The following is a 19,074-nucleotide window of genomic DNA, read 5'->3' as shown; positions in this document are numbered from 1 at the left end:
GGACCGGACGGGCGGGCGGGACGGGCCGCGCCGAACGCCCTAGACCAATTGCCGCGAAGCGCTGGCCGAGCGGGTGAAGGACGACGAATCTGGACGGGGAGGGAAACCCATGCCCACGCGACAGCCCATGCGCATCAGGCCCAGACGCACCGCCGGTGATCTGCTCGCCGGGTTCGGCGCGCTGGTGGCGCTGCTCGGGCTCCTCGGTGGGGTCCCCTACGCCCTGCTCCGGCTGGCCGGGCCGCCGATCCCGCCGGAGCTGCTCGACATCGACCTGCTGACCAGCCAGGTCGGCACGGGGACGATCATCGCGATCCTGGTCCTGCTGGTCTGGCTGGCCTGGTTGCAGCTCGCCGTCTGCGTGGTCGTCGAGGTCTACGCGGGGTTGCGGCGGGTCGGCATGCCGGCCAGGGTGCCGCTGTCCGGAGGCACCCAGGCGCTGGCCAACCGGCTGGTCTCCGCGGTGCTGCTGCTGTTCACCGTGTCGGCGGTCGTCGTACCGCTCGCGAAGGCGGGCGGCCTGCCGGCCGACCGCCCGGCCGTCGCCTCCGTCGCCCTGTCCGCACCGGTCGCCGAGGAACGGGCGCCGCTGGTGCCCGTGGAGAAGGCCAAGAAGGTCTACGTGGTGCAGCCGCCGCACGGACGGCACCACGAGAGCCTGTGGGAGATCGCCGACAAGTGCCTCGGTGACGGCCGCCGCTATCCGGAGATCTACCGCCTCAACCAGCACAAGGAACAGCCTGACGGCAGCCGCCTGCACATGGCGGACCTGATCAGGCCCGGCTGGGTCCTGGACATGCCGGATGACGCGAGGAACGTCCACATCGTCCCGGCCACCCAGCACCGCGACGCCACGCTCAAGGACCACCCGGACAGGCCGGCCGAGCTCGACGGCCGCACCCAGACCTTCACTCCCCATCGCCTGGACGTTCCGGTGGAGGTCCGGCCGGAGGTGTCCCGTCCGGCGGAGCAACGTTCTCCCCGGGAGACGGTCACCGAGCACCGGCCCGGCAACGGCGGCCACGGCCGGGAGCCGGCCGTGGTCACCGATCCCGCCGCGCAGGACTCCGGACCCGGGATGCTCGACTATCTGGCGGGGGCCTCGCTGGCGGCGGCCGGGCTGCTGGCCGCGCTCGGCCGCAGACGCAGGCAGCAACTGTGGTACCGGGCGTTCGGGCACCGGATCGTCCGGCCGAGGGACGACGCGGCCCAGGCGGAGCTGGCGCTCCGGCTCGGCGCCGACGCTCCGGGAAGCCGGATGCTGGACATCGGGCTGCGTCTCCTCGGCAGGTCCCTGGCCGCCCAGAACCGCGTCCCGCCCACGATCTACGCCGCGCACCTGTCCTCGCGGACCCTCGACCTGTGGATCCACCCGCCCGATCGGGACGCCCCCACGCCCTGGGCCGCCCACGACGACGGCCAGGTGTGGCGGCTGCCGGCCCACGAGGGCCGGATGCTCGACGAGCAGGCGCTCTCCGGGGCGCCCGCACCGTACCCGGGCCTGGTCTCGCTGGGCTCCAACGACGGAGGCCGGGTGCTCGTCGACCTTGAGGCGGCGCACGGGTTGATCAGCCTGACGGGTGCACAGAGCACCGCCGCGCTCGCCGCGCTCGCGGTGGAGCTGGCGACCAACCGCTGGTCGGACCGGATGCGTGTCACGCTCGTCGGGTTCGGAGAGGAACTGGCCGTGATCGCCCCCGACCGGATCCGTTACGCGGGCAGCCTGGCCGAGGTGCTGCCCGAGCTGGAGGCCGCGGCCGGCGGGCGCGGCCACGGCGGCGACGTGCTCACCGGCCGGATCCACGGCCGCGCCGCCGACCCGATCTGGTCCCCGCACTACGTGCTGTCCGCGGTCGCCCCGAGTGCCGACGAAGGCCGCCGCCTCGCGCTGCTCGCCAGGAAGGGCGTCCGTACGGCCGCCGGCTACGTGGTGGCGGGCGACGTCCCGCACGCCACCTGGAACTGGAAGATCACCGAGGACGGTCGTGCGACCGTGGACGCGCTCGGTTTCGAGGTGACCGCGCAGCTTCTGCCCCGCCGCCACTACCGGGCGCTGATCGACCTGTTCGACACGGCCGGGCGGCTCGACGGTGAGCCCCTGCCCGAGGAGCTGGAACCGGTCACGCAGACGCCCTCGATCGAGGTGCGGATCCTCGGCCCGGTCGAGATCACCGGCCCGTCGCCGTTGGAGGAGGGGCGGGCCGCGATCGCCGTCGAGCTCGTCGTCTACCTGGCGACCCACCCGGGCGGCGTCCACCCCGTCGTGCTCGGCGGCATCCTCTGGCCGAGAGGCGTGCAGGCCGTGGTCAGGGACGCCACGATCGCCCGGGTCGTCGCGTGGCTGGGCACCGACAGCACCGGGCGGCCCAACCTCTTCACCGACGAGTCGGGGCGGTTGCGTCTCGGGCCCGAGGTGCGGACCGACTGGATGCTCTTCCGCGACTTCGTCCGCCGGTCCCATGTGGATGCCCCGCTGCGCGCCGTACTCCTGGAGAGGGCCCTGAACCTGGTGCGCGGCCCACTGCTGAACGGCCGCCCGCCCGGACGGTACGCCTGGCTGGCCGCCGACGACCTGGAGTACGACGTGAACGCCGGGGTCGCGGACGCCGCCCACCGGCTCTGCGAGGTACGGCTGGCCGGCAACGAGGCCTCCCAGGCCGTCGCGGCGGTGCGGGCCGGGCTGCTGCTGGCCGGCGACGACGAGGGGCTCTGGCGGGACCTGCTACGCGCCACCCACCTCACCGGCGACCCCGGCCGGATGCGTGCCGTGGTCGAGGCCCTGCACCGCCGCCCCGGCCATGCCGACGGGGGCGGGATGGCGCCGGAGACGGAGGCGCTCGTCGACGAGCTGCTGCCCTCGTGGCGGATGCGATCGGCGCCGACGGCATGAGCGGGGCGACAGGCGGGGCGCCCGCGACCGTGCGGGCGGTGACCGCACTGACCCTGCTGGTCTCGGTGGGCTGTTCCGCACCGGAGCCCAGGCCGTTCACCCCCTCCGACCTCCCTGCCGGGGACCCGAGCGCGTCGGGGCAGGCCGTGGTCGCCCCGACGAAGCCGGCCGGGCCGAGGACGGAGACGGTCCGGATCGCGCCCGGCGTCCGGGTGGTGGTCGAGCGGCCGGTCATCGCCGACCAGGACACCGCCGGGATGATCGACGCCCTCCGCGACTACCGGGCCGGATCGTTCAAGGCGGTCGTCACCGGGGGCCAGGACACCGCCTATCTGAAGGCGGTCCAGGACGACGCGAGCGCGGACGCGCACCGATGGGTCGGGGAGTTCCTCGACCAGCGCAGGTCGGTGCGCGGGACCTCCCGGCTGTACGCGTTGAACGTCAGCTCCGTCACCGGCAGTGGAGCGGTGCTGCACGCGTGTGTGGACGAGACCGGGATGCGGCTCCTGGACTCGGGGACCGGCAAGGCGGTCCGCGCACAGCCCGTCTGGACCAGGGAGCCCTTCTTCCAGCTCGTCGGGCTGCGGCGGGGCGACGACGGGATCTGGCGGATCAGACTGCTCAAACATGCCGAACTCCCCAGTGAACCCGCGAAGGGATGTGTTCGATGATCATGAATGTGGTCGTTGCGGGGCTGATGGTGCTCGCCTCGGATCCGGGTGGCGGCAGTGGCAGCCAGGACGTCCAGGTCCAGAGCAGTCAGGACGGGAGGACGTCCAGGCTCAGCCTGAAGAACTCCCAGATCGTCATCAGCGGGAACGGTGCGGGAGGGAAGAGCGACGGCTATCGGCTCAAGCGCCCCTGCTGGTACGAGCCGGCTCAGGACGCCGAGGGCATGATGAAGTTCCAGCAGCAGACGACGCGCGTCGACCCGTATGAGCCGAAGTCGCGCTCGGAGACGCTTGAGCCGTTCAAGGAGAAGCTCGGCAAGGAGGGGCGCTGGTGGACGATCGCCCACGACTCGTCCGACCCCAAGGGACTGAGCTGCCAGATGTCGATGGACACCTACGTGTTCGTGCCGCCCAACACGACACCCCCGGGCGGAATCACCCTCGCCGAACTCGCCGACATCGCCCGCGCCGCGCTGACCGTGCCGGAGCCGAAGATCAAGCTCAATCCGGACGTCAGGAGCTACGTCAACCTGCCGACCTGGGTCTGGCTCGACAACGCCGGTGAGACCACCAGGTCGGTGACCGCGACGCTGCCCGGGGTCATGAGCGCGACCGTGGTCGCCACCCTGAGCGACCTCACGATCGAATCGGGGACGAGCGACGACCGCGCCGAGGTGAAGGGGTCGGGCGCCGCTCCCGCCAAGGCGGGCTCCGCTCCTGCCGGCGCGGGCCCCGCCTCTGCCAAGGCGGGGGGCGGCTGCGGGCCGACCGGCACGCCGTACGCCAAGGGTGGAACGTTCACCTGTGGCGTCACCTACCGGCGTGCCTCGGCCGACCAGCCGCGCGACGTCTACACGCTGACCGTCACCTCCGTCTGGAACGTCGCGGTGCAGGACAACGTGGTGCCCGTCGCCTACGACCCGATCCAGGCCAGTGCCACCCGCGACGTCGAGGTGGGCGAGGTGCAGACCACGGTCCGGGGCTCGGGATGAGCGGTCACGGCACAAGGGCCGGGGCCTTCGTCCGGGGCTCGGGATGAGCGGCCACGGGACGAGGGATGAGCGGTCACGGGACGAGGGCCGGGGCCAGGGCCTTCTCGTGGGTGAGCAGCCAGTGCTTGACCGGTGTGCCGTAGTAGTAACCGCCGAAGCCGCCGGTGGACGGCAGGATGCGGTGGCACGGGACGAACGGCGCGATCAGGTTCTGCGCGCACGCCGACCCCGCCGCCCTGGCCGCCGTCCTCGGCAGTCCCGCCCGCTCGGCGAGCTCGGCATAACTGATGGTGGTCCCCGCCGGGACCTCCCGCAGCGCCGTCAGGAGCCGGTGCCGGGTGGGCGTGCCCGGCTGCTCCACCTCGACCTTGTCGAGGGCCGTCAGCTCGCCGTCCAGGTAGTCCCGTACGGCCTGCGCCGCGTGTCCCAGGTCCTCCACCCGGGTGAGTCCGTGTGCCTGGAGCCGGGGCGAGAGCCGCAGGAACATCTCGTGCGGGTCGGCGGTGAAGCCCGCCGCGACGACGACCCCTTCGCGAGCCAGCAGAGCCAGCGGGCCGGTGGGCGTGGGCAGGATCTGTGCCTCGATCATTTCGCACTCCATAGGTGTAGTGCGGCGTAGGCCCGCCAGGGCCGCCACCGCTCGATGTGGTCTTCCGGGATGCCCAGGCACGCCATGGCCCGCCGCAGACCGAGGTCACCCTCGGGCCACGCGTCCGGGTCGCGCAGTGCCCGCAGCGCGATGTAGCCGGCCGTCCACTGTCCGATCCCCGGGATCTCCAGCAGGCCGGCCACGGCCTCTCCCGGCTCCTGGGCCCCGTCCAGGTCGATCTCCTCGGCCGCCACCTTCGCGGCGAGTGCCTTCAGCGTGGTCACCCGTCGGCCGGTCAGCCCGAGGCCGTCGAGATCGGCCTCCAGGAGTTCGGCGGCGGTGGGGAACAGGTGGGTGAACCCCTCCGCGCCGGCGGGACGGCCGGCGCGGAGGGTGATGCGGCCGAGGATGGTGCGGGCGCCGGCGACGGAGATCTGCTGGCCGACCACGGCGCGGACGGCCACCTCGAATCCGTCCCAGGCACCGGGGACCCGCAGCCCGGGGCGGGCGGCGACGAGCGGGGCCAGGGATGTCTCCCCGAGCGCGCCGGCGATGGCCTCGGGGTCGGCGTCGAGGTCGAACAGGCGGCGGCAGCGGGCGACGACGCGGGCCAGGTGGCGGGTGTCGTCGAGGCTCACCTCCAGCCGGACGTAGCCGGGTGCCGGGGTGAGGGTGATCGAGCCGCCCGGGACGGCTCGGCTGTAGGCCGTCCCGTCCACGTGCTCCAGCCCGGGGATCGCCCGTCCCGCCAGGAACCCCATCAGCGTCTCCGTTTCGTACGGCTCGCGCCGGTGCAGCCGGAGTGTCAGCGAGCTGTCGGTGACGGCCCGGCCCGCGGTGGCCCGCAGTTCGCCGGGGGTGAAGCCGTAGGTCTCCTTCATGGTCGCGTTGAACTGCCGCACGCTGCCGAACCCCGAGGCGAACGCCACATCGGTGATCGGCAGTCCGGTCTCGGTCAGCAGTTGCTTGGCCAGCAGCAGCCGCTTCGTCCGGACCACGGCCAGCGGGCCGACGCCGATCTCGGTGGTGAACAGCCGGTGCAGGTGCCGCTCGGTGATGTGCAGCCGGGTGGCCAGCTTCGCGATGCCGCCCTCGTCGGCCACGCCCTCGTCGATCAGCCGGAGTGACCGGCCGATCAGGTCGCCCCGGTAGTCCCAGCCGGGGTCGCCGGGGCTGAGCTCCGGGCGGCACCGCTTGCACGGCCGGAACCCGGCGGCCTCGGCGGAGGCGGCGTGCCGGTAGAAACGCACGTTGCGGGAGGCCGGTGTGCGTGCCGGGCAGATCGGACGGCAGTAGATACGGGTGGAGGTGACCGCCGTGTAGAACCGCCCGTCGAACCGGACGTCCCGAGCGGCCACCGCGCGGTAACAGGAAGCGAAGTCAAGCTTTTCGACGGACACATGAATGACGTTATCCCCAGCGCAGGGCATGCGGCTGGCGGGAATCGGACATGAGCGTCGGCGAGCGTCACTTGGAGGAGACGCCGACTCCGATCTCGAACTCGCGGTAGACGCGGGCCCAGAAGCCGTCGCGGAGCCAGACCCGCGCCTCGGGGTACGGGCGCAGGGAGTGGCCGAGCTCCTTCTCCGCCTCGATGAGGAGCTCGGTGTCGATGACCGTGGGAAGGATCGGGCCGGGCAGCAGGTCGCGGATGTTGTCGCGGCCACGGGTGAGGATCCACTTCTGCGCCACGTGCTCGCCGACCTCCTCGACCCGGGGTCTGCTGGGGCCGAGCTTGGTGACCTGGCCGGCCGGGGCCTTGGGTTTGGCCGCGGCGGCGGTGCGGGCGGCGAACACCTGGGCCGGGGAGGGGGCCGCGGGGGCCACGGGGACCGTGACCGGGACGGGGGCGCGGCTGAAGTAGGAGCGCAGGAAGTCAGCGGTGATGATCTCGACGGTGTCTGACTCCCAGACCAGGCGTTCGGCCTGGTTGGTGCCGTACGGAGGCTCGACGCCCCACAGGTGGATCCGCACGCCGTAGGCCTGGGCGGCCTCGACGGCCGGGACCATGTCCTCGTCTCCGGCCAGCAGGACCGTGTCGCTCACCGCGTGGTGCCTGGCGAGCGCCTCCAGATCACTTCTGATCTGCGCGTCCACGCCTTTCTGCTGGCCCCGCGCGTTGAGGTTGCCCAGGCGCACCTTGACCCAGGGGAGCTGGGCGATGACGCGCTGGTCCACGGTCGGCACCCGGTCGCGGGCGGCGTCGTACCAGTAGATTCTCAGCAGCTCACCGTGAATGCGGGCTTCCGCGTGTTTCTGCAGTGCCTGGATGAGCTCGTCGGCCGCGACGCGGTATTCCTTGCGTTCTTTGGCACCAAGAAGCACTTCTCCCGCAGCCGCGTACAGATACCCCACGTCCACCAAGACTGCGTACTTCGCGGCAACGGGATGGGAGGTGAGGTCCAGGATGGTCATGTCGTCCTCCAGGCCTCGGAACTAGCTGATCGGCTGACTATATGCGCCCATTTCTTAGATAGTCCCAACTCTCGCGCAAGTTGACACCCCGTTCTCGGGATCTATCTCGGTAGGCCGCTCGATCTCCAAGCGCCTTGTCCAGAGGGAAGAGGTTTTCGCATGTGATGTGAGGGATTATGCCAATTTTCGGATTTCCGGATGGCTTTCGTCGCAGGAGTCCCACGCGACGCCAGCGCGATCACCAGCGCGGCGACCTCTTCCGGCGTCGCGTCCCCATGGACGATCTTCAGATGCGTCATAGCGGAATGTTCCCATGCTTCTTCGGGGGAAGGCTCGCGCGCTTGTTGCGCAGGGCGCGCAGCGCCCTGACAATCTGGACACGGGTCTCGGATGGGCGGATCACTCCGTCTACATACCCGCGTTCCGCGGCGAGATACGGATTGGCGAGCGTGTCCTCGTAGGCGGCGACGAAACGGGCCCGCTCGGCGTCGGGGTCGTCGGCCGCGGCGAGCTCGCGCCGGTAGAGGATGTTGACCGCGCCCTGGGCGCCCATCACCGCGATCTGCGCGGTCGGCCAGGCCAGGTTGACGTCCGCGCCCAGGTGCTTGGAGCCCATCACGTCGTAGGCGCCGCCGTACGCCTTGCGGGTGATCACCGTGACCAGCGGGACGGTCGCCTCCGCGTAGGCATAGAGCAGCTTGGCGCCGCGGCGGATGATGCCGTTCCATTCCTGGTCGGTGCCGGGGAGAAAACCCGGTACATCAACAAATGTCAGAACCGGAATGTTGAACGCGTCGCACGTCCGGACGAATCTCGCGGCTTTCTCCGAGGCCGCGATGTCGAGCGTGCCGGCGAAACTCATCGGCTGGTTGGCGACGATTCCCACCGAGCGGCCTTCCACCCGGCCGAAACCCACGACGATGTTGGGTGCGAACTGCGCGTGCACCTCAAGGAATTCGCCGTCGTCCAGGACATGCTCGATCACCGTGTGCATCTCATACGGCTGGTTGGCCGAATCCGGGATCAGCGTGTCGAGGTCTCGGTCCTCCTCGGTGATGGAAAGGACCGGTTCGACGTCGAAGGCCGGAGCCTCGTCCAGGTTGTTGGAGGGAAGATAGGACAGCAGCGCTCTGGCGAACTCCAGGCAGTCGGCCTCGTCGGCGGCCTCGTAGTGCGCGACGCCCGACCGGGAGTTGTGCGTGTGGGCGCCGCCCAGCTCCTCGAACGTCACCTCCTCACCGGTGACCGTCTTGATGACGTCGGGGCCGGTGATGAACATGTGCGATTTCTCCGACACCATCAGCACGAAGTCGGTGAGGGCGGGGGAGTAGACCGCACCGCCCGCGCACGGGCCCATGACCAGCGAGATCTGCGGAATCACCCCGGAGGAGTGCACGTTCCTCTTGAAGATCTCGGCGTACAGGCCCAGCGAGACGACGCCCTCCTGGATGCGCGCCCCGCCGGAGTCGTTGATGCCGACCACCGGGCAGCCGGTCTTCAGGGCGTGGTCCATGACCTTGACGATCTTCTCGCCGAAGACCTCGCCCAGCGACCCGCCGAACACCGTGAAGTCCTGGGAGAACACCGCCACCGGACGGCCGTCCACCGTGCCGTGGCCGGTCACCACGCCGTCGCCGTAGGGGCGCTCGCGTTCCAGGCCGAAACTCGTGGACCGGTGCCTGGCCAGCTCGTCGAACTCCACGAAACTGCCCTCGTCCAGGAATGCGAGGACCCGCTCCCTGGCGGTCATCTTGCCCTTGGCGTGCTGCTTCTCCACCGCGCGCGCGGAACCCGCATGCGCCGCCTCGTCCAGGCGGCGCTCCAGGTCGGCGAGCTTTCCCGCAGTGGTGTGAATATCGATCCCGGCAGCTACCGGTTCGGGGCTCATCGGATGGTCAACTCCTGTTCGCTCACGCGGTTCGCGCCCACGCGGCCCGGGGTTCGACGCGCCCTTCCCGGCGCCTCACTCCGCTCGCCGCGCCAGGCTCGCTCCTGCCCATCCTCAGCAGGGTAACCGTCTTCTGACAGGACGAACTATCGGGGGCGTCCGTTCGTTGCTCGCGGAGAGAGCTCACTCTCAAAAACGTAAATTCTGCCAAAGTGGGTGCTATGACCGACAATGCTGACGCGGTACGCACACGACAGCTGTTCAAGAGATTCGGCCAGCAGGTGGCCGTGGGCGGCGTCGATCTCGTCGTTCCCCGGGGCAGTTTCGCCGGCCTGGTCGGCCCGAACGGTGCCGGCAAGACCACCACGCTCAGCATGGTCACCGGCCTGCTCCGCCCGGACGGCGGCGACATCCTCATCGACGACCTCGACGTCTGGCGCGACCCGGTCCCGGTCAAGGCCCGCATCGGCGTGCTTCCCGAGGGGTTGCGCCTGTTCGAGCGGCTCTCCGGCCGGGAGCTGCTCTCCTACAACGGACAGCTCCGGGGCATCCCCCGGGCCGAGGTGGAGCAGCGTGCCGAGGGACTGCTGAAGGTCATGGACCTGGCGGAGTCGGCGGACAAGCTCGTCGTCGACTACTCGACCGGCATGCGCAAGAAGATCGGCCTGGCCGCCGCGCTGCTGCACAACCCCCGAGTGCTCTTCCTGGACGAGCCGTTCGAAGGGGTGGACCCGGTCAGCGCCAACACACTGGTCGAGGTGCTCCGGCGCTACACCGCCTCCGGCTCGACCGTCGTCTTCTCCAGCCACGTCATGGAGCTCGTCGAGCGCCTGTGCGACTGGGTCTCGGTGATGAACCGCGGCCAGATCGTCGCGCAGGGCCCCCTGGACGAGGTCCGCGCGGGACGCAGTCTCAATGAGGCCTTCCTCGGCCTGGTCGGCGCCGGCGGCAGTGGCAGCGGCAGTGGAGAGGAGGGCCTGTCATGGCTGGGCGCGACTCCGGCGTGAACGCGGCGGGTGAGAATCCCCAGGCGGTGGTTCCCGGGGTGAACGCGGCGGGTGAGAATCCCCAGGCGGTGGTTCCCGGGGTGAACGCGGCGGGTCAGGATCCCCAGGCGGTGGTTCCCGGGGCGAACGCGGCGGGTCAGGACCCCGTTTTCGGCGCCGGCGGGGTGACCTCCGGCGCGGGCGGCTCCGGCGGGGGCGGCCCCGCCAGGGTGGGACCCGCGATCTTCGTCCGACTCAAACTCCGGCTGGTCGCCGGAAACCTACGCGGCAGCACCCAGCGTCTGCTCGGGTTCGTCTTCACCGTCATCGCCGCGTTCGCCGTCGCGGCCCTCGGGTTCTTCCTGATGGCCACGCTCCGCCTCGCGCCCGCCGACATCGCGACGGATGTCGGAATCGTGCTGTTCACCGTCCTCCTGGTGGGCTGGGCGGTCGTCCCGCTGCTGGCGTTCGGCCTGGACGACACGCTCGACCCGGCCCGGCTGTCGCTGTTCCCGCTGCGGACCGGCCAGCTCGCCGTCGGCATGTTCGCCGCCTCGGTCACCGGCGTCTGGCCGATCGCCACGCTGGTCATCACGGCCGGGGCCGTCGCGGGCCTGGCCGCCGGGATCGGCGGGGTCCTGCTGGGCGTCGTCGCGGTGCTGCTGCAGTTCGCGCTCTGCATCGTCACCTCGCGGCTGGTCACCACGGCCCTGTCCGGCGTCCTGCGCACCCGCAGGGGCCGGGACGTGCTCGCCGTCTCGGTGATCTTCTTCATTCTGGCGGCCCAGCTTCCCAACCTGCTGCTCAACGGCAACATGGTCACCGATCCCGCCGCGGCCCTGCGCGGCGTCGCCTCGGTGCTGCGCTGGACCCCGCCGGGCATGGCCGCGCACGCCATCGCCGACGGAGGACTCGCCGCGGTCGGCGAACTGGCCTTCCTCGCCGTCCTGGTCGTCGTGGTGGGATGGCTCTGGATCGCGGCGCTCCGCCGCGCGCTGGTCTCCACGGACGCCTCCACCGAGGGGGCCTCGGTCCGCAACTCCAAGGGCCTGCTGGCCCGGATCCTGCCCGACGGACCGCTGGCCGCCGTCGCCACCAAGGAGCTGAAGTACGCCCGCCGCGATCCCCGGGGGCGGGTCGGCTGGTTCGCCGCCGTCGCCGTCAGCGGCATCATGGCCTTCTCCCTGAGCCGCGACGGGAACGGGGCGGGAGGTGTCGCACTGGCGGTCGCCCCCGCCTGCATCGGCGGGGTGATGATCGCCCTGCAGTCGTCCAACTCCTTCGGCATCGACGGCCGCTCCCTGTGGATGAACTCCGTGGTCTACGGCACGGGCCGGGACTGGCGGGCCGACCTCGCCGGGCGGCACCTGGCCGTCGCGACGATCGCCGTGCCGCTGCTGACCGTGCTGGCCGTGGTCGCCGCCGTCCTCGCCGGGAACCTGGCCTGGGCCGTTCCGGCCGCGCTCACCGCCTGGGGCGTCCTCGGCGTCGGACTCGGGCTGGGTGCCCTGACGAGCGTGTTCCTGCCGTACACGGTGCCCGACCGGCTCAACGCCTTCACCGGCGCCGCCCCCGGGCAGGGCGGTGTCGCCTTCGCCGCCTCCTTCGGAGCGATGATCGGAAGCAGCCTGCTGGCGCTGCCGGTCGCGCTGCCGGTCCTCCTGGGTCTCACCTGGGTCAGCGCCCTGGCCGTGCCGTACGGCCTGCTGATCTCCTGGGGCGGTCGCCGGATCGCCGGTGACCTCGGGTTCAGTCGCTACCCTGCGATCTTGGCATCGACTTCCCAGCCGACCTGAATGGTCTAGTCCAATAGGTGAGACCGCTCGCCGCCGGAGAAAACGGACTGGCTACGCTGGCAACCATGTCCGCCATCGCGCACCATGAGGCAGAACGTTCTTCCGCCGTCACCGAGATGCCCGACGAGCTACGCGCGGACGTGCGACTGCTCGGCGAGCTCTTGGGGCAGGTCGTCGCCGAGCACGGCGGTGACGACCTGCTCGCCGACGTCGAACGTCTTCGCAAGGCCGTCATCGCGGCACGTCGCGGAAAGATCTCGGTCGACGAGATCACCGCGATGGTCGCCGAATGGCCCGTCGAACGGGCGGTCCACATCGCCCGGGCGTTCACCTGCTACTTCCACCTGGCCAACCTGGCCGAGGAGCATTTCCGCATCCGTACGCTCCGGGTCCGCGACACCGGTGAGGAGCCGCTGCCCGAGTCCCTGGCGCAGGCCGTACAGGAGCTCGGCGGCGAGCGTGTCACCGAGCTGGTGGAGGGCCTGCGACTGCACCCGGTGCTGACCGCGCACCCGACCGAGGCCCGCAGGCGCGCGGTGGTCACCGCGATCCAGCGGATCAGCGGTCAGCTCGCCGCCTACAACAGCCCCGAGCGGGGTGCCGCCGAACGGGCCGAGACCCGGCGGCGGCTGCTGGAGGAGATCGACCTGCTCTGGCGGACCTCGCAACTCAGGTCCACCAAGATCGACCCGCTGGACGAGGTCCGGACCGCCATGGCGGCCTTCGACGAGACCCTGTTCCGGGTGGTGCCCCTGGTCTACCGCTCGCTGGACGCCGCGCTCGGCGAGGGCACCGGCACCCGCGAGCCGCTGGCCCGCGCCTTCATCCGCTACGGCAGCTGGATCGGCGGCGACCGTGACGGCAATCCCAACGTCACCGCCAAGGTGACGAGGGACGCCCTGCTCATCCAGTCCGAGCACGTGCTGATCGCCCTGGAGAACGCCACCCACCGGATCGGCCGCACCCTCACCCTGACCTCCGGCTACACCCCGGCCTCGCCGGAGCTGCGGGCCGCGCTCACCGCCGCCGAGAACGACCACCCCGAGCTGGTCTCGGAGATGGCCACGCGCTCCCCGCAGGAGCCGCACCGGCAGTGGCTGCTGTTCGTCGCCACCCGGATCGTGGCGACCCGGCAGCGCGGCCTCGACCTGGCCTACCGCTCGCCCGACGAGCTCCTGGCCGACCTGCGGATCGCCCAGGCGTCGCTGGTCGCGGCCGGAGCGAAGCGTCAGGCGTACGGTGAGCTGCAGCACCTGATCTGGCAGGTGGAGACGTTCGGTTTCCATCTGGCCGAGCTTGAGGTGCGCCAGCACTCCCAGGTCCACGCCGCCGCGCTGGCCGAGCTCGCCGCCGGGCAGCCCTCCGAGCGCACCGAGGAGGTCCTGGCCACCATCCGGACGATCGGCTGGATCCAGGAGCGGTACGGGGTGACCGCCTGCTCCCGCTACGTCGTCTCCTTCACCCGTTCGGCCGACGACATCGCCGCCGTCTACGCGCTGGCCGGGCACGCGCTCGGCGACAGGGCGCCGCAGCTCGACGTGGTCCCGCTGTTCGAGTCGGGCGCCGACCTGGCGGCCGCCCCGGCCGTGCTGTCGGGGATGCTGGAGATCCCCGGCATCCAGCACCGCCTCGCCGCGAACGGCCGCCGCCTGGAGGTCATGCTCGGCTACTCCGACTCCGCCAAGGAGCTCGGCCCGGCCGCGGCGACCCTGAAGCTGTACGAGGCCCAGGAGGCGCTGGCCGCGTGGGCGGCCGAGCACGACGTCCGGCTGACGCTGTTCCACGGCCGGGGCGGCGCGCTCGGCCGGGGCGGAGGCCCGGCCAACCGGGCGGTGCTCGCCCAGGCACCGGGTTCGGTCGGCGGCAGGTTCAAGGTCACCGAGCAGGGCGAGGTCATCTTCGCCCGCTACGGCCACGCCGCCATCGCCCGCCGCCACATGGAGCAGGTCACCTCGGCGGTGCTGCTCGCCTCCACCCCGTCCATCGAGGCCCGTACGGCGGACGCCGCCGGACGCTTCCGCGCCGTCGCGGAGCAGGTCGCCTCCGCCTCGGAGAAGGCCTATCGGTCGCTGACCGAGGCACCCGGCTTCCCCGAATGGTTCTCCCTGGTCAGCCCGTTGGAGGAGATTGGCTCGCTCCGGCTCGGCTCCCGCCCCGCCCGGCGTGGCCTCGGCGCCCCCCGGTCCCTGGACGACCTGCGGGCCATCCCGTGGGTGTTCGCCTGGGCCCAGACCCGGGTGAACCTGCCCGGCTGGTACGGCCTGGGCAGCGGTCTGGAGGCGGTGATCTCGGAGTCCGGCCTGGACGAGCTGCGCGCCGCCTACCGTGAGTGGCCGCTGTTCGCCTCGCTGCTGGACAACGTGGAGATGTCGCTGGCCAAGACCGACCGGGAGATCGCGGCCCGCTATCTCGCGCTGGGCGGCCGGGACGACTTCGTCGAGCAGGTCCTGCGCGAGTACGACCGCACCCGGCGCCTGGTGCTGGAGATCACCGGCCACACCCGGCTGCTGGAGAACCGCAGGGTGCTGTCCCGCGCGGTCCAGCTCCGCGACCCCTACGTGGACGCGCTCTCCCACCTGCAGCTCCGCGCGCTGTCGACGCTCCGCGCCGCCGACGGGCTGTCGGAGGAGGAGCGCGAGAGCCTGTCCACGTTGCTCCTGCTCTCGGTCAACGGCGTCGCCGCCGGCCTGCAGAACACCGGCTGACAGCCTCTCCTCGGAGAGCGGGATTCGCATCTGGCCTGGGCCAGGCCGGCCCAGGCCAGGCCTTCCACGTGACAGAGTCGCGTGACGGGTCGCCGGAGAGGAACAGGACGGTCTCCCGATGCCTCAAGCGAACAGGGCATCGGTCGAATCAACGGTGACCGCGAGGCGGATCCATGCTTCGATCTGCTCGATATCGGCGCAATTCGAAATGCGTTCCCTGGCGTCGTCGGACACGTCGATCCCTCGCGCGGAGAGGACAGCCAGGAGAGCTTTTGTCTCGCCTTCGGCTCGGCCCTCTTCCCGGCCCTCTGCGACGTATTTCCGGGCGAAATCGCTTTGGTATTCGTAGGTGCCGGTTTCCATCATCGTCTCCAGAGAAAGTCGGGCGGCGGGTGGAAGCGCCATGAGTACGAAATCAGAATACAGCCGGGCCTGGTCGTCATCGAGGGCGTCGAGCAGCGCTCGGAGCACATCGGCCCCCGGCGGCGAGGGACGGACGGTTGCGGAAGAGATGGATCAGGGTTTCGTGTTCCTGCGATGGCATGACCGTCAGATTACTCAGGGCATTCGATTCGGAGGAAGTTTTTTCGAAATTCTTAGCAGCGTTAATCGATAAGAGTAACTTTATCTAATTTGTCGATAAAGGGAGTTTTGTACGGGCGGTCGGGATTTCGATGGCCGGAGTTCAGGGAACGACCCGCTCCGGGGCCGAGTAGAGGTTGAAGCGCTCCTCGCGGAGGAAGCCGACCAGCGTCATCCCGAATTCCCTGGCCAGGTCGACGGCCAGGGAGGAGGGTGCGGAGACCGCGCAGACGACCGGCACCCCCGCCGCGAGGGCTTTCTGCATGATCTCGTAGCTGCTGCGCCCGCTGACCATCAGGATGTGCCCGCCCAGCGGCAGCCTGCCGTCCATCAGGGCCCGGCCGACCAGCTTGTCCACCGCGTTGTGCCGTCCCACGTCCTCGCGGACCGTCACGAGCTCTCCCTCCGGGGTGAACAGCCCGGCCGCGTGCAGCCCGCCGGTCCTGCCGAACACGCCCTGACGTTCCCGTAGCCGGTGCGGCAGGCCGTACAGGATTTCGGGGGAGATCCGCAGGTCGTCCCCGGTGGGCAGGGGGGAGCAGCGGCCGCGCAGGGCGTCGAGGCTGGCGGTGCCGCAGACGCCGCAGGCGCTCGACGTCATGAAGTGCCGGTCGAGGCCGGGCAGATCGGGCAGCGGTCCGCCGCGCAGCCGTACCGTCACCGTGTTGTAGCGCGCCTCGGGGGGCACGTCGTCGTCGGTGCAGTAGGCGATGGAGGAGACGTCCTGCGGGGTGATGACGCCTTCGCCGTACAGGAACCCGGCCGCGAGCTCGAAGTCGTGGCCCGGAGTCCGCATGGTGATCGCGAGAGTGCGGCGTGCCTCGCCCGCCTGGATCCGGATCTCCAGTGGTTCCTCGGTGGCCAGGTCGTCGCGGTGGTCCCGGACGACCCCGGCCGACACCTCCCTGACCCGGGCCCGTGTGGTCGGCCCCGGCCTCATGACGCTCTCCATCGGCACTCCGCCTTCCCCGGCCGGTTCCGGCCTCGTGGCGCCATCCTCTCGCTCCCCGACCTGTGCGGACAGCCGTCTCCGTGGCCGGGAACCGGCCACGGGGACAGTATTCCCTGGTCATTGGAGTAATTGGGTAACGAGTGGTCGGTAAGGGAGGGAAGATGGCTATGTGCTCGACTCGCCGTTCACCGATCTCGACCGCCCGCCGCTCTCCCAGGCGGCGCTCAACCGCGCCCTGGTCCGCCCCGGCAGCCTGTGGTCCGGCATCACCGTCGTCGACAGGACCGGTTCGACGAACGCCGACCTCTCGGCATCCGTCCGTGACGGCGCCCGGCAGGGAGCCGTGCTCATCGCCGAGGCGCAGTTCGCCGGCCGCGGCAGACTCGGCCGCTCCTGGAGCGCGCCGCCGCGCTCCGGCCTGATGTTCTCGGTGCTGCTGCGGCCCGAACCCGCCGCGGCCAGGCAGGGCTGGCTGCCGCTGCTGGTCGGTCTGGCCGTCGCGTCGGCCGTGCGCAGCGTCGCCGAGCTGGACGTCCGGCTGAAATGGCCCAACGACCTGCTGGTCGGGGAGCGCAAGCTCGCCGGTGTGCTCGCCGAGCGGGTGGACAGCGCGGTGATCGTGGGCGTCGGGCTCAACGTGAGCCTCCGCGCCGACGAGCTGCCCGTGGAGACCGCCACCTCGCTGGCCGTCGAGGAGGCCGCCTGCGTCGACCGCGACCCGCTCATCCGGGCGGTCCTGCGGGAGATCGAGATCCACTACCGCGAGTGGTCGCAGGCGGACGGCGACGCCGACGCGTGCGGGCTGCGGGCGGCCTACCTCGCGATGAGCGCGACGGTCGGCCGCGAGGTCAGGGTGGAGCTGCCGGGGGAGCGGGTGCTCACCGGGACGGCCACCGGCGTCGACCATGCGGGCCGTCTGCTTGTCCGGTCCAAGGACGGGGAGCAGACGCTGAGCGCCGGCGACGTCGTGCACGTCCGACCGCACGCCTCCTGACGCGGGGCGTCCGAGCATGCCACGATTTGCCCTATGGGTCTGCCTGATCACCACCTGACAGAGGGGGAGCTGCGCATCCGCGCGTTCCACCCTCACTGGAAGCGCCTCATCGTGCCGTTCCTCGCGCTGGTCCTCATCATCGCCGGGTCCGGTGCCGCCCTGTATTTCATGCCCGTCTTCGAATACACCTTCTACGCGCACGTGGCGGTGGCCGTGCTCGCCGTCGGACTGCTGACGGTGTGGTCGTTCGTGCCGTACCTGCAGTGGAAGAACACCTCCTACGTGCTCACCTCGCACCGGTTCACGATCAGCACGGGTGTGCTGAACAAGTCCACCGACGACATCCCGATGAGCAAGGTCAACACCGTCAGCGCCGAGCAGACGCTGGCGGAGCGGATTCTCGGCTGCGGCACGCTCAACGTGGAGTCGGCCGGCGAGCAGGGGCACATCACGCTGCGCGACATCCCGCAGATCCAGGACGTGCGGGCCGAGCTGTTCCGCGCACTCGACGACGCGGTGGACGGGGAGCCGTGAGGACGACAGGTGACATAACGTGATCTCCTGGACATAGAGCGGAAGATGAAGAACGGAAGATGAGCGGAGGGGAAGTGACGGGACGTCCGACGGCCGAGCAGATCGAAAGCCTCTTCGTCGGCTCGTCGCCCCGCTACACGCGGGTCCAGGTGGCCCGGCTCGCCGGGGTGCCGCAGGACCTCGCCGCGCGGATCTGGCGGGCTCTCGGGTTCGCCACGCTGGCCGACGACGCGGTGGCCTTCACCGACGCCGACGTGGCCGCGCTCGAACGGGTCCGGACGATGACGGAGAGCGGGCTGCTGGACGACCCCACGGTCATCCGGCTGGCCAGGGCGCTGGGCCAGACGACCGCCAGACTCGCGCAGTGGCAGGCCGAGATCATGATCGGCACTGTGCTCGACCCTTCCGAGCGGCCGACCGACGCCGACCTCGCGACGATCCTGGAGACCTCCCGGCTGCTGCTCCCGGACTTCGAGCGGGTGCTGGTCCACGTCTGGCGTGCCCAGCTCGCCGCCGCCGGCACCCGGCTGCTGGCCATCACCGACCTCACCGACGAGGTCGTGCCCAGCCGGCTGACCCTCGCGGTGGGCTTCGCCGACCTCGTCTCCTTCACCCAGGTCTCCCGTCAGCTGAGCGAACGCGCCCTGGCCGACCTCGTGGAGGGGTTCGAGTCACGGGCCTCCGACGTGGTCGCCGCGCATGGGGGCCGGCTGGTCAAGACGCTCGGCGACGAGGTGCTGTTCACCGCCGCCGACCCGCGTGCGGCCGCCGCGATCGCACTGGAGTTCGTCGAGGTGATCCGGCGTTACGGTCCCGAGGTGCGGATCGGGCTGGCCTACGGCCCCGTCCTGCCGGTGATGGGCGACGTCTTCGGCACCACCGTCAACCTGGCGGCCCGGCTGACGGCCATCGCCCGGCCGGGCACGATCCTCATCGACGACAAGCTGGCCGAGGCCGTCGAGGGGACGCCCGGAATGGAGGCGGGCCGTCTCCGGCGGCGGCCCGCCCGCGGTCTCGGGGTGGTCCAGCCGTACGTGCTCCGCCGGGCCTGACGGTCCCGATACGCCTGGTAATGATGGG

General features: G+C 70.9%; 16 protein-coding genes. 9 read left to right on the top strand and 7 right to left on the bottom strand.

The features are described from left to right. Window positions 1-109 precede the first annotated feature (109 nt). From OHA77_RS14475 to OHA77_RS14465, 3 genes are read left to right on the top strand one after another with little or no spacing between them, the layout of a single operon-like run. The gene (locus OHA77_RS14475) at window positions 110-2,890 is read left to right on the top strand and encodes a hypothetical protein (protein ID WP_406318630.1); all 2,781 of its coding nucleotides are present in this window, start codon (window positions 110-112) and stop codon (window positions 2,888-2,890) included. After that, complete coding sequence (locus tag OHA77_RS14470; RefSeq protein WP_406318628.1) at window positions 2,860-3,561, top strand: hypothetical protein; 702 nt, start codon at window positions 2,860-2,862, stop codon at window positions 3,559-3,561. The genes OHA77_RS14475 and OHA77_RS14470 overlap by 31 nt, the downstream gene beginning before the upstream one ends. Continuing rightward, on the top strand, window positions 3,558-4,553 hold the full coding sequence (locus OHA77_RS14465) for a hypothetical protein (protein WP_406318627.1): 996 nt from the start codon (window positions 3,558-3,560) through the stop codon (window positions 4,551-4,553). The genes OHA77_RS14470 and OHA77_RS14465 overlap by 4 nt, the downstream gene beginning before the upstream one ends. Window positions 4,554-4,626: 73 nt before the next feature. Here OHA77_RS14465 and OHA77_RS14460 read toward each other — a convergent pair whose 3' ends face one another. From OHA77_RS14460 to OHA77_RS14440, 5 genes are all read right to left on the bottom strand, one after another. Further along, window positions 4,627-5,142, bottom strand: coding sequence for a methylated-DNA--[protein]-cysteine S-methyltransferase (locus tag OHA77_RS14460; RefSeq protein ID WP_326820098.1), 516 nt, complete (start codon window positions 5,140-5,142; stop codon window positions 4,627-4,629). After that, on the bottom strand, window positions 5,139-6,542 hold the full coding sequence (locus OHA77_RS14455; protein ID WP_406318625.1) for an AlkA N-terminal domain-containing protein: 1,404 nt from the start codon (window positions 6,540-6,542) through the stop codon (window positions 5,139-5,141). The genes OHA77_RS14460 and OHA77_RS14455 overlap by 4 nt, the downstream gene beginning before the upstream one ends. Before the next feature lie 67 nt (window positions 6,543-6,609). After that, a complete protein-coding gene (locus OHA77_RS14450; protein WP_326820100.1) occupies window positions 6,610-7,557 on the bottom strand; it encodes an NYN domain-containing protein in 948 nt (315 codons plus the stop codon). Between the two features lie 101 nt (window positions 7,558-7,658). Beyond that, on the bottom strand, window positions 7,659-7,856 hold the full coding sequence (locus OHA77_RS14445) for an acyl-CoA carboxylase subunit epsilon (protein WP_326820101.1): 198 nt from the start codon (window positions 7,854-7,856) through the stop codon (window positions 7,659-7,661). Further along, the gene (locus tag OHA77_RS14440) at window positions 7,853-9,445 is read right to left on the bottom strand and encodes an acyl-CoA carboxylase subunit beta (RefSeq protein WP_326820102.1); all 1,593 of its coding nucleotides are present in this window, start codon (window positions 9,443-9,445) and stop codon (window positions 7,853-7,855) included. Before OHA77_RS14440 ends, OHA77_RS14445 begins: the two co-directional genes overlap by 4 nt. Window positions 9,446-9,666: 221 nt before the next feature. On the opposite strand from OHA77_RS14440, the gene OHA77_RS14435 reads away from it, so the two are divergent. The 3 genes from OHA77_RS14435 to OHA77_RS14425 all read left to right on the top strand — a co-directional run bounded on the left by OHA77_RS14435 (window position 9,667) and on the right by OHA77_RS14425 (window position 14,932). Beyond that, the gene (locus tag OHA77_RS14435) at window positions 9,667-10,452 is read left to right on the top strand and encodes an ABC transporter ATP-binding protein (RefSeq protein ID WP_326820103.1); all 786 of its coding nucleotides are present in this window, start codon (window positions 9,667-9,669) and stop codon (window positions 10,450-10,452) included. Then, complete coding sequence (locus OHA77_RS14430) at window positions 10,428-12,227, top strand: hypothetical protein (protein ID WP_406318623.1); 1,800 nt, start codon at window positions 10,428-10,430, stop codon at window positions 12,225-12,227. The genes OHA77_RS14435 and OHA77_RS14430 overlap by 25 nt, the downstream gene beginning before the upstream one ends. Window positions 12,228-12,292: 65 nt before the next feature. Then, window positions 12,293-14,932 carry a phosphoenolpyruvate carboxylase gene (locus tag OHA77_RS14425; protein ID WP_406318621.1) on the top strand — a complete coding sequence of 880 codons (2,640 nt, stop codon included), beginning with the start codon at window positions 12,293-12,295 and terminating at the stop codon, window positions 14,930-14,932. Window positions 14,933-15,055: 123 nt separating this feature from the next. Here the strand turns inward: OHA77_RS14425 and OHA77_RS14420 are convergent, their stop codons facing one another. Together OHA77_RS14420 and fdhD are read right to left on the bottom strand one after the other, a co-directional pair. Next, window positions 15,056-15,403: a hypothetical protein gene (locus OHA77_RS14420; RefSeq protein WP_406318620.1), complete on the bottom strand. Its 348-nt coding sequence runs from the start codon at window positions 15,401-15,403 to the stop codon at window positions 15,056-15,058. A gap of 214 nt (window positions 15,404-15,617) precedes the next feature. Continuing rightward, window positions 15,618-16,454, bottom strand: a complete 837-nt coding sequence (gene fdhD / locus OHA77_RS14415; protein WP_406318618.1) for a formate dehydrogenase accessory sulfurtransferase FdhD — start codon at window positions 16,452-16,454, stop codon at window positions 15,618-15,620. A 181-nt stretch (window positions 16,455-16,635) separates the two neighbouring features. Between fdhD and OHA77_RS14410 the strand changes: the two genes are divergently transcribed. The 3 genes from OHA77_RS14410 to OHA77_RS14400 are packed head-to-tail and all read left to right on the top strand — an operon-like array spanning window position 16,636 to window position 19,046. Beyond that, on the top strand, window positions 16,636-17,460 hold the full coding sequence (locus tag OHA77_RS14410) for a biotin--[acetyl-CoA-carboxylase] ligase (RefSeq protein WP_406318616.1): 825 nt from the start codon (window positions 16,636-16,638) through the stop codon (window positions 17,458-17,460). Between the two features lie 33 nt (window positions 17,461-17,493). Then, entirely contained in the window at window positions 17,494-17,994 is a 501-nt protein-coding gene (locus OHA77_RS14405) for a PH domain-containing protein (RefSeq protein WP_406318615.1), read from the top strand. 59 nt (window positions 17,995-18,053) lie between these two features. Further along, window positions 18,054-19,046, top strand: coding sequence for an adenylate/guanylate cyclase domain-containing protein (locus OHA77_RS14400; protein ID WP_406318614.1), 993 nt, complete (start codon window positions 18,054-18,056; stop codon window positions 19,044-19,046). Window positions 19,047-19,074: the final 28 nt, after the last annotated feature.

It is taken from the genome of Streptosporangium sp. NBC_01639, assembly GCF_045209755.1.
Classification (GTDB): Bacteria; Actinomycetota; Actinomycetes; order Streptosporangiales; family Streptosporangiaceae; genus Streptosporangium.
Note: the sequence above shows the minus strand (reverse complement) of the source record. Positions and strands in the feature narration are given on the sequence as shown.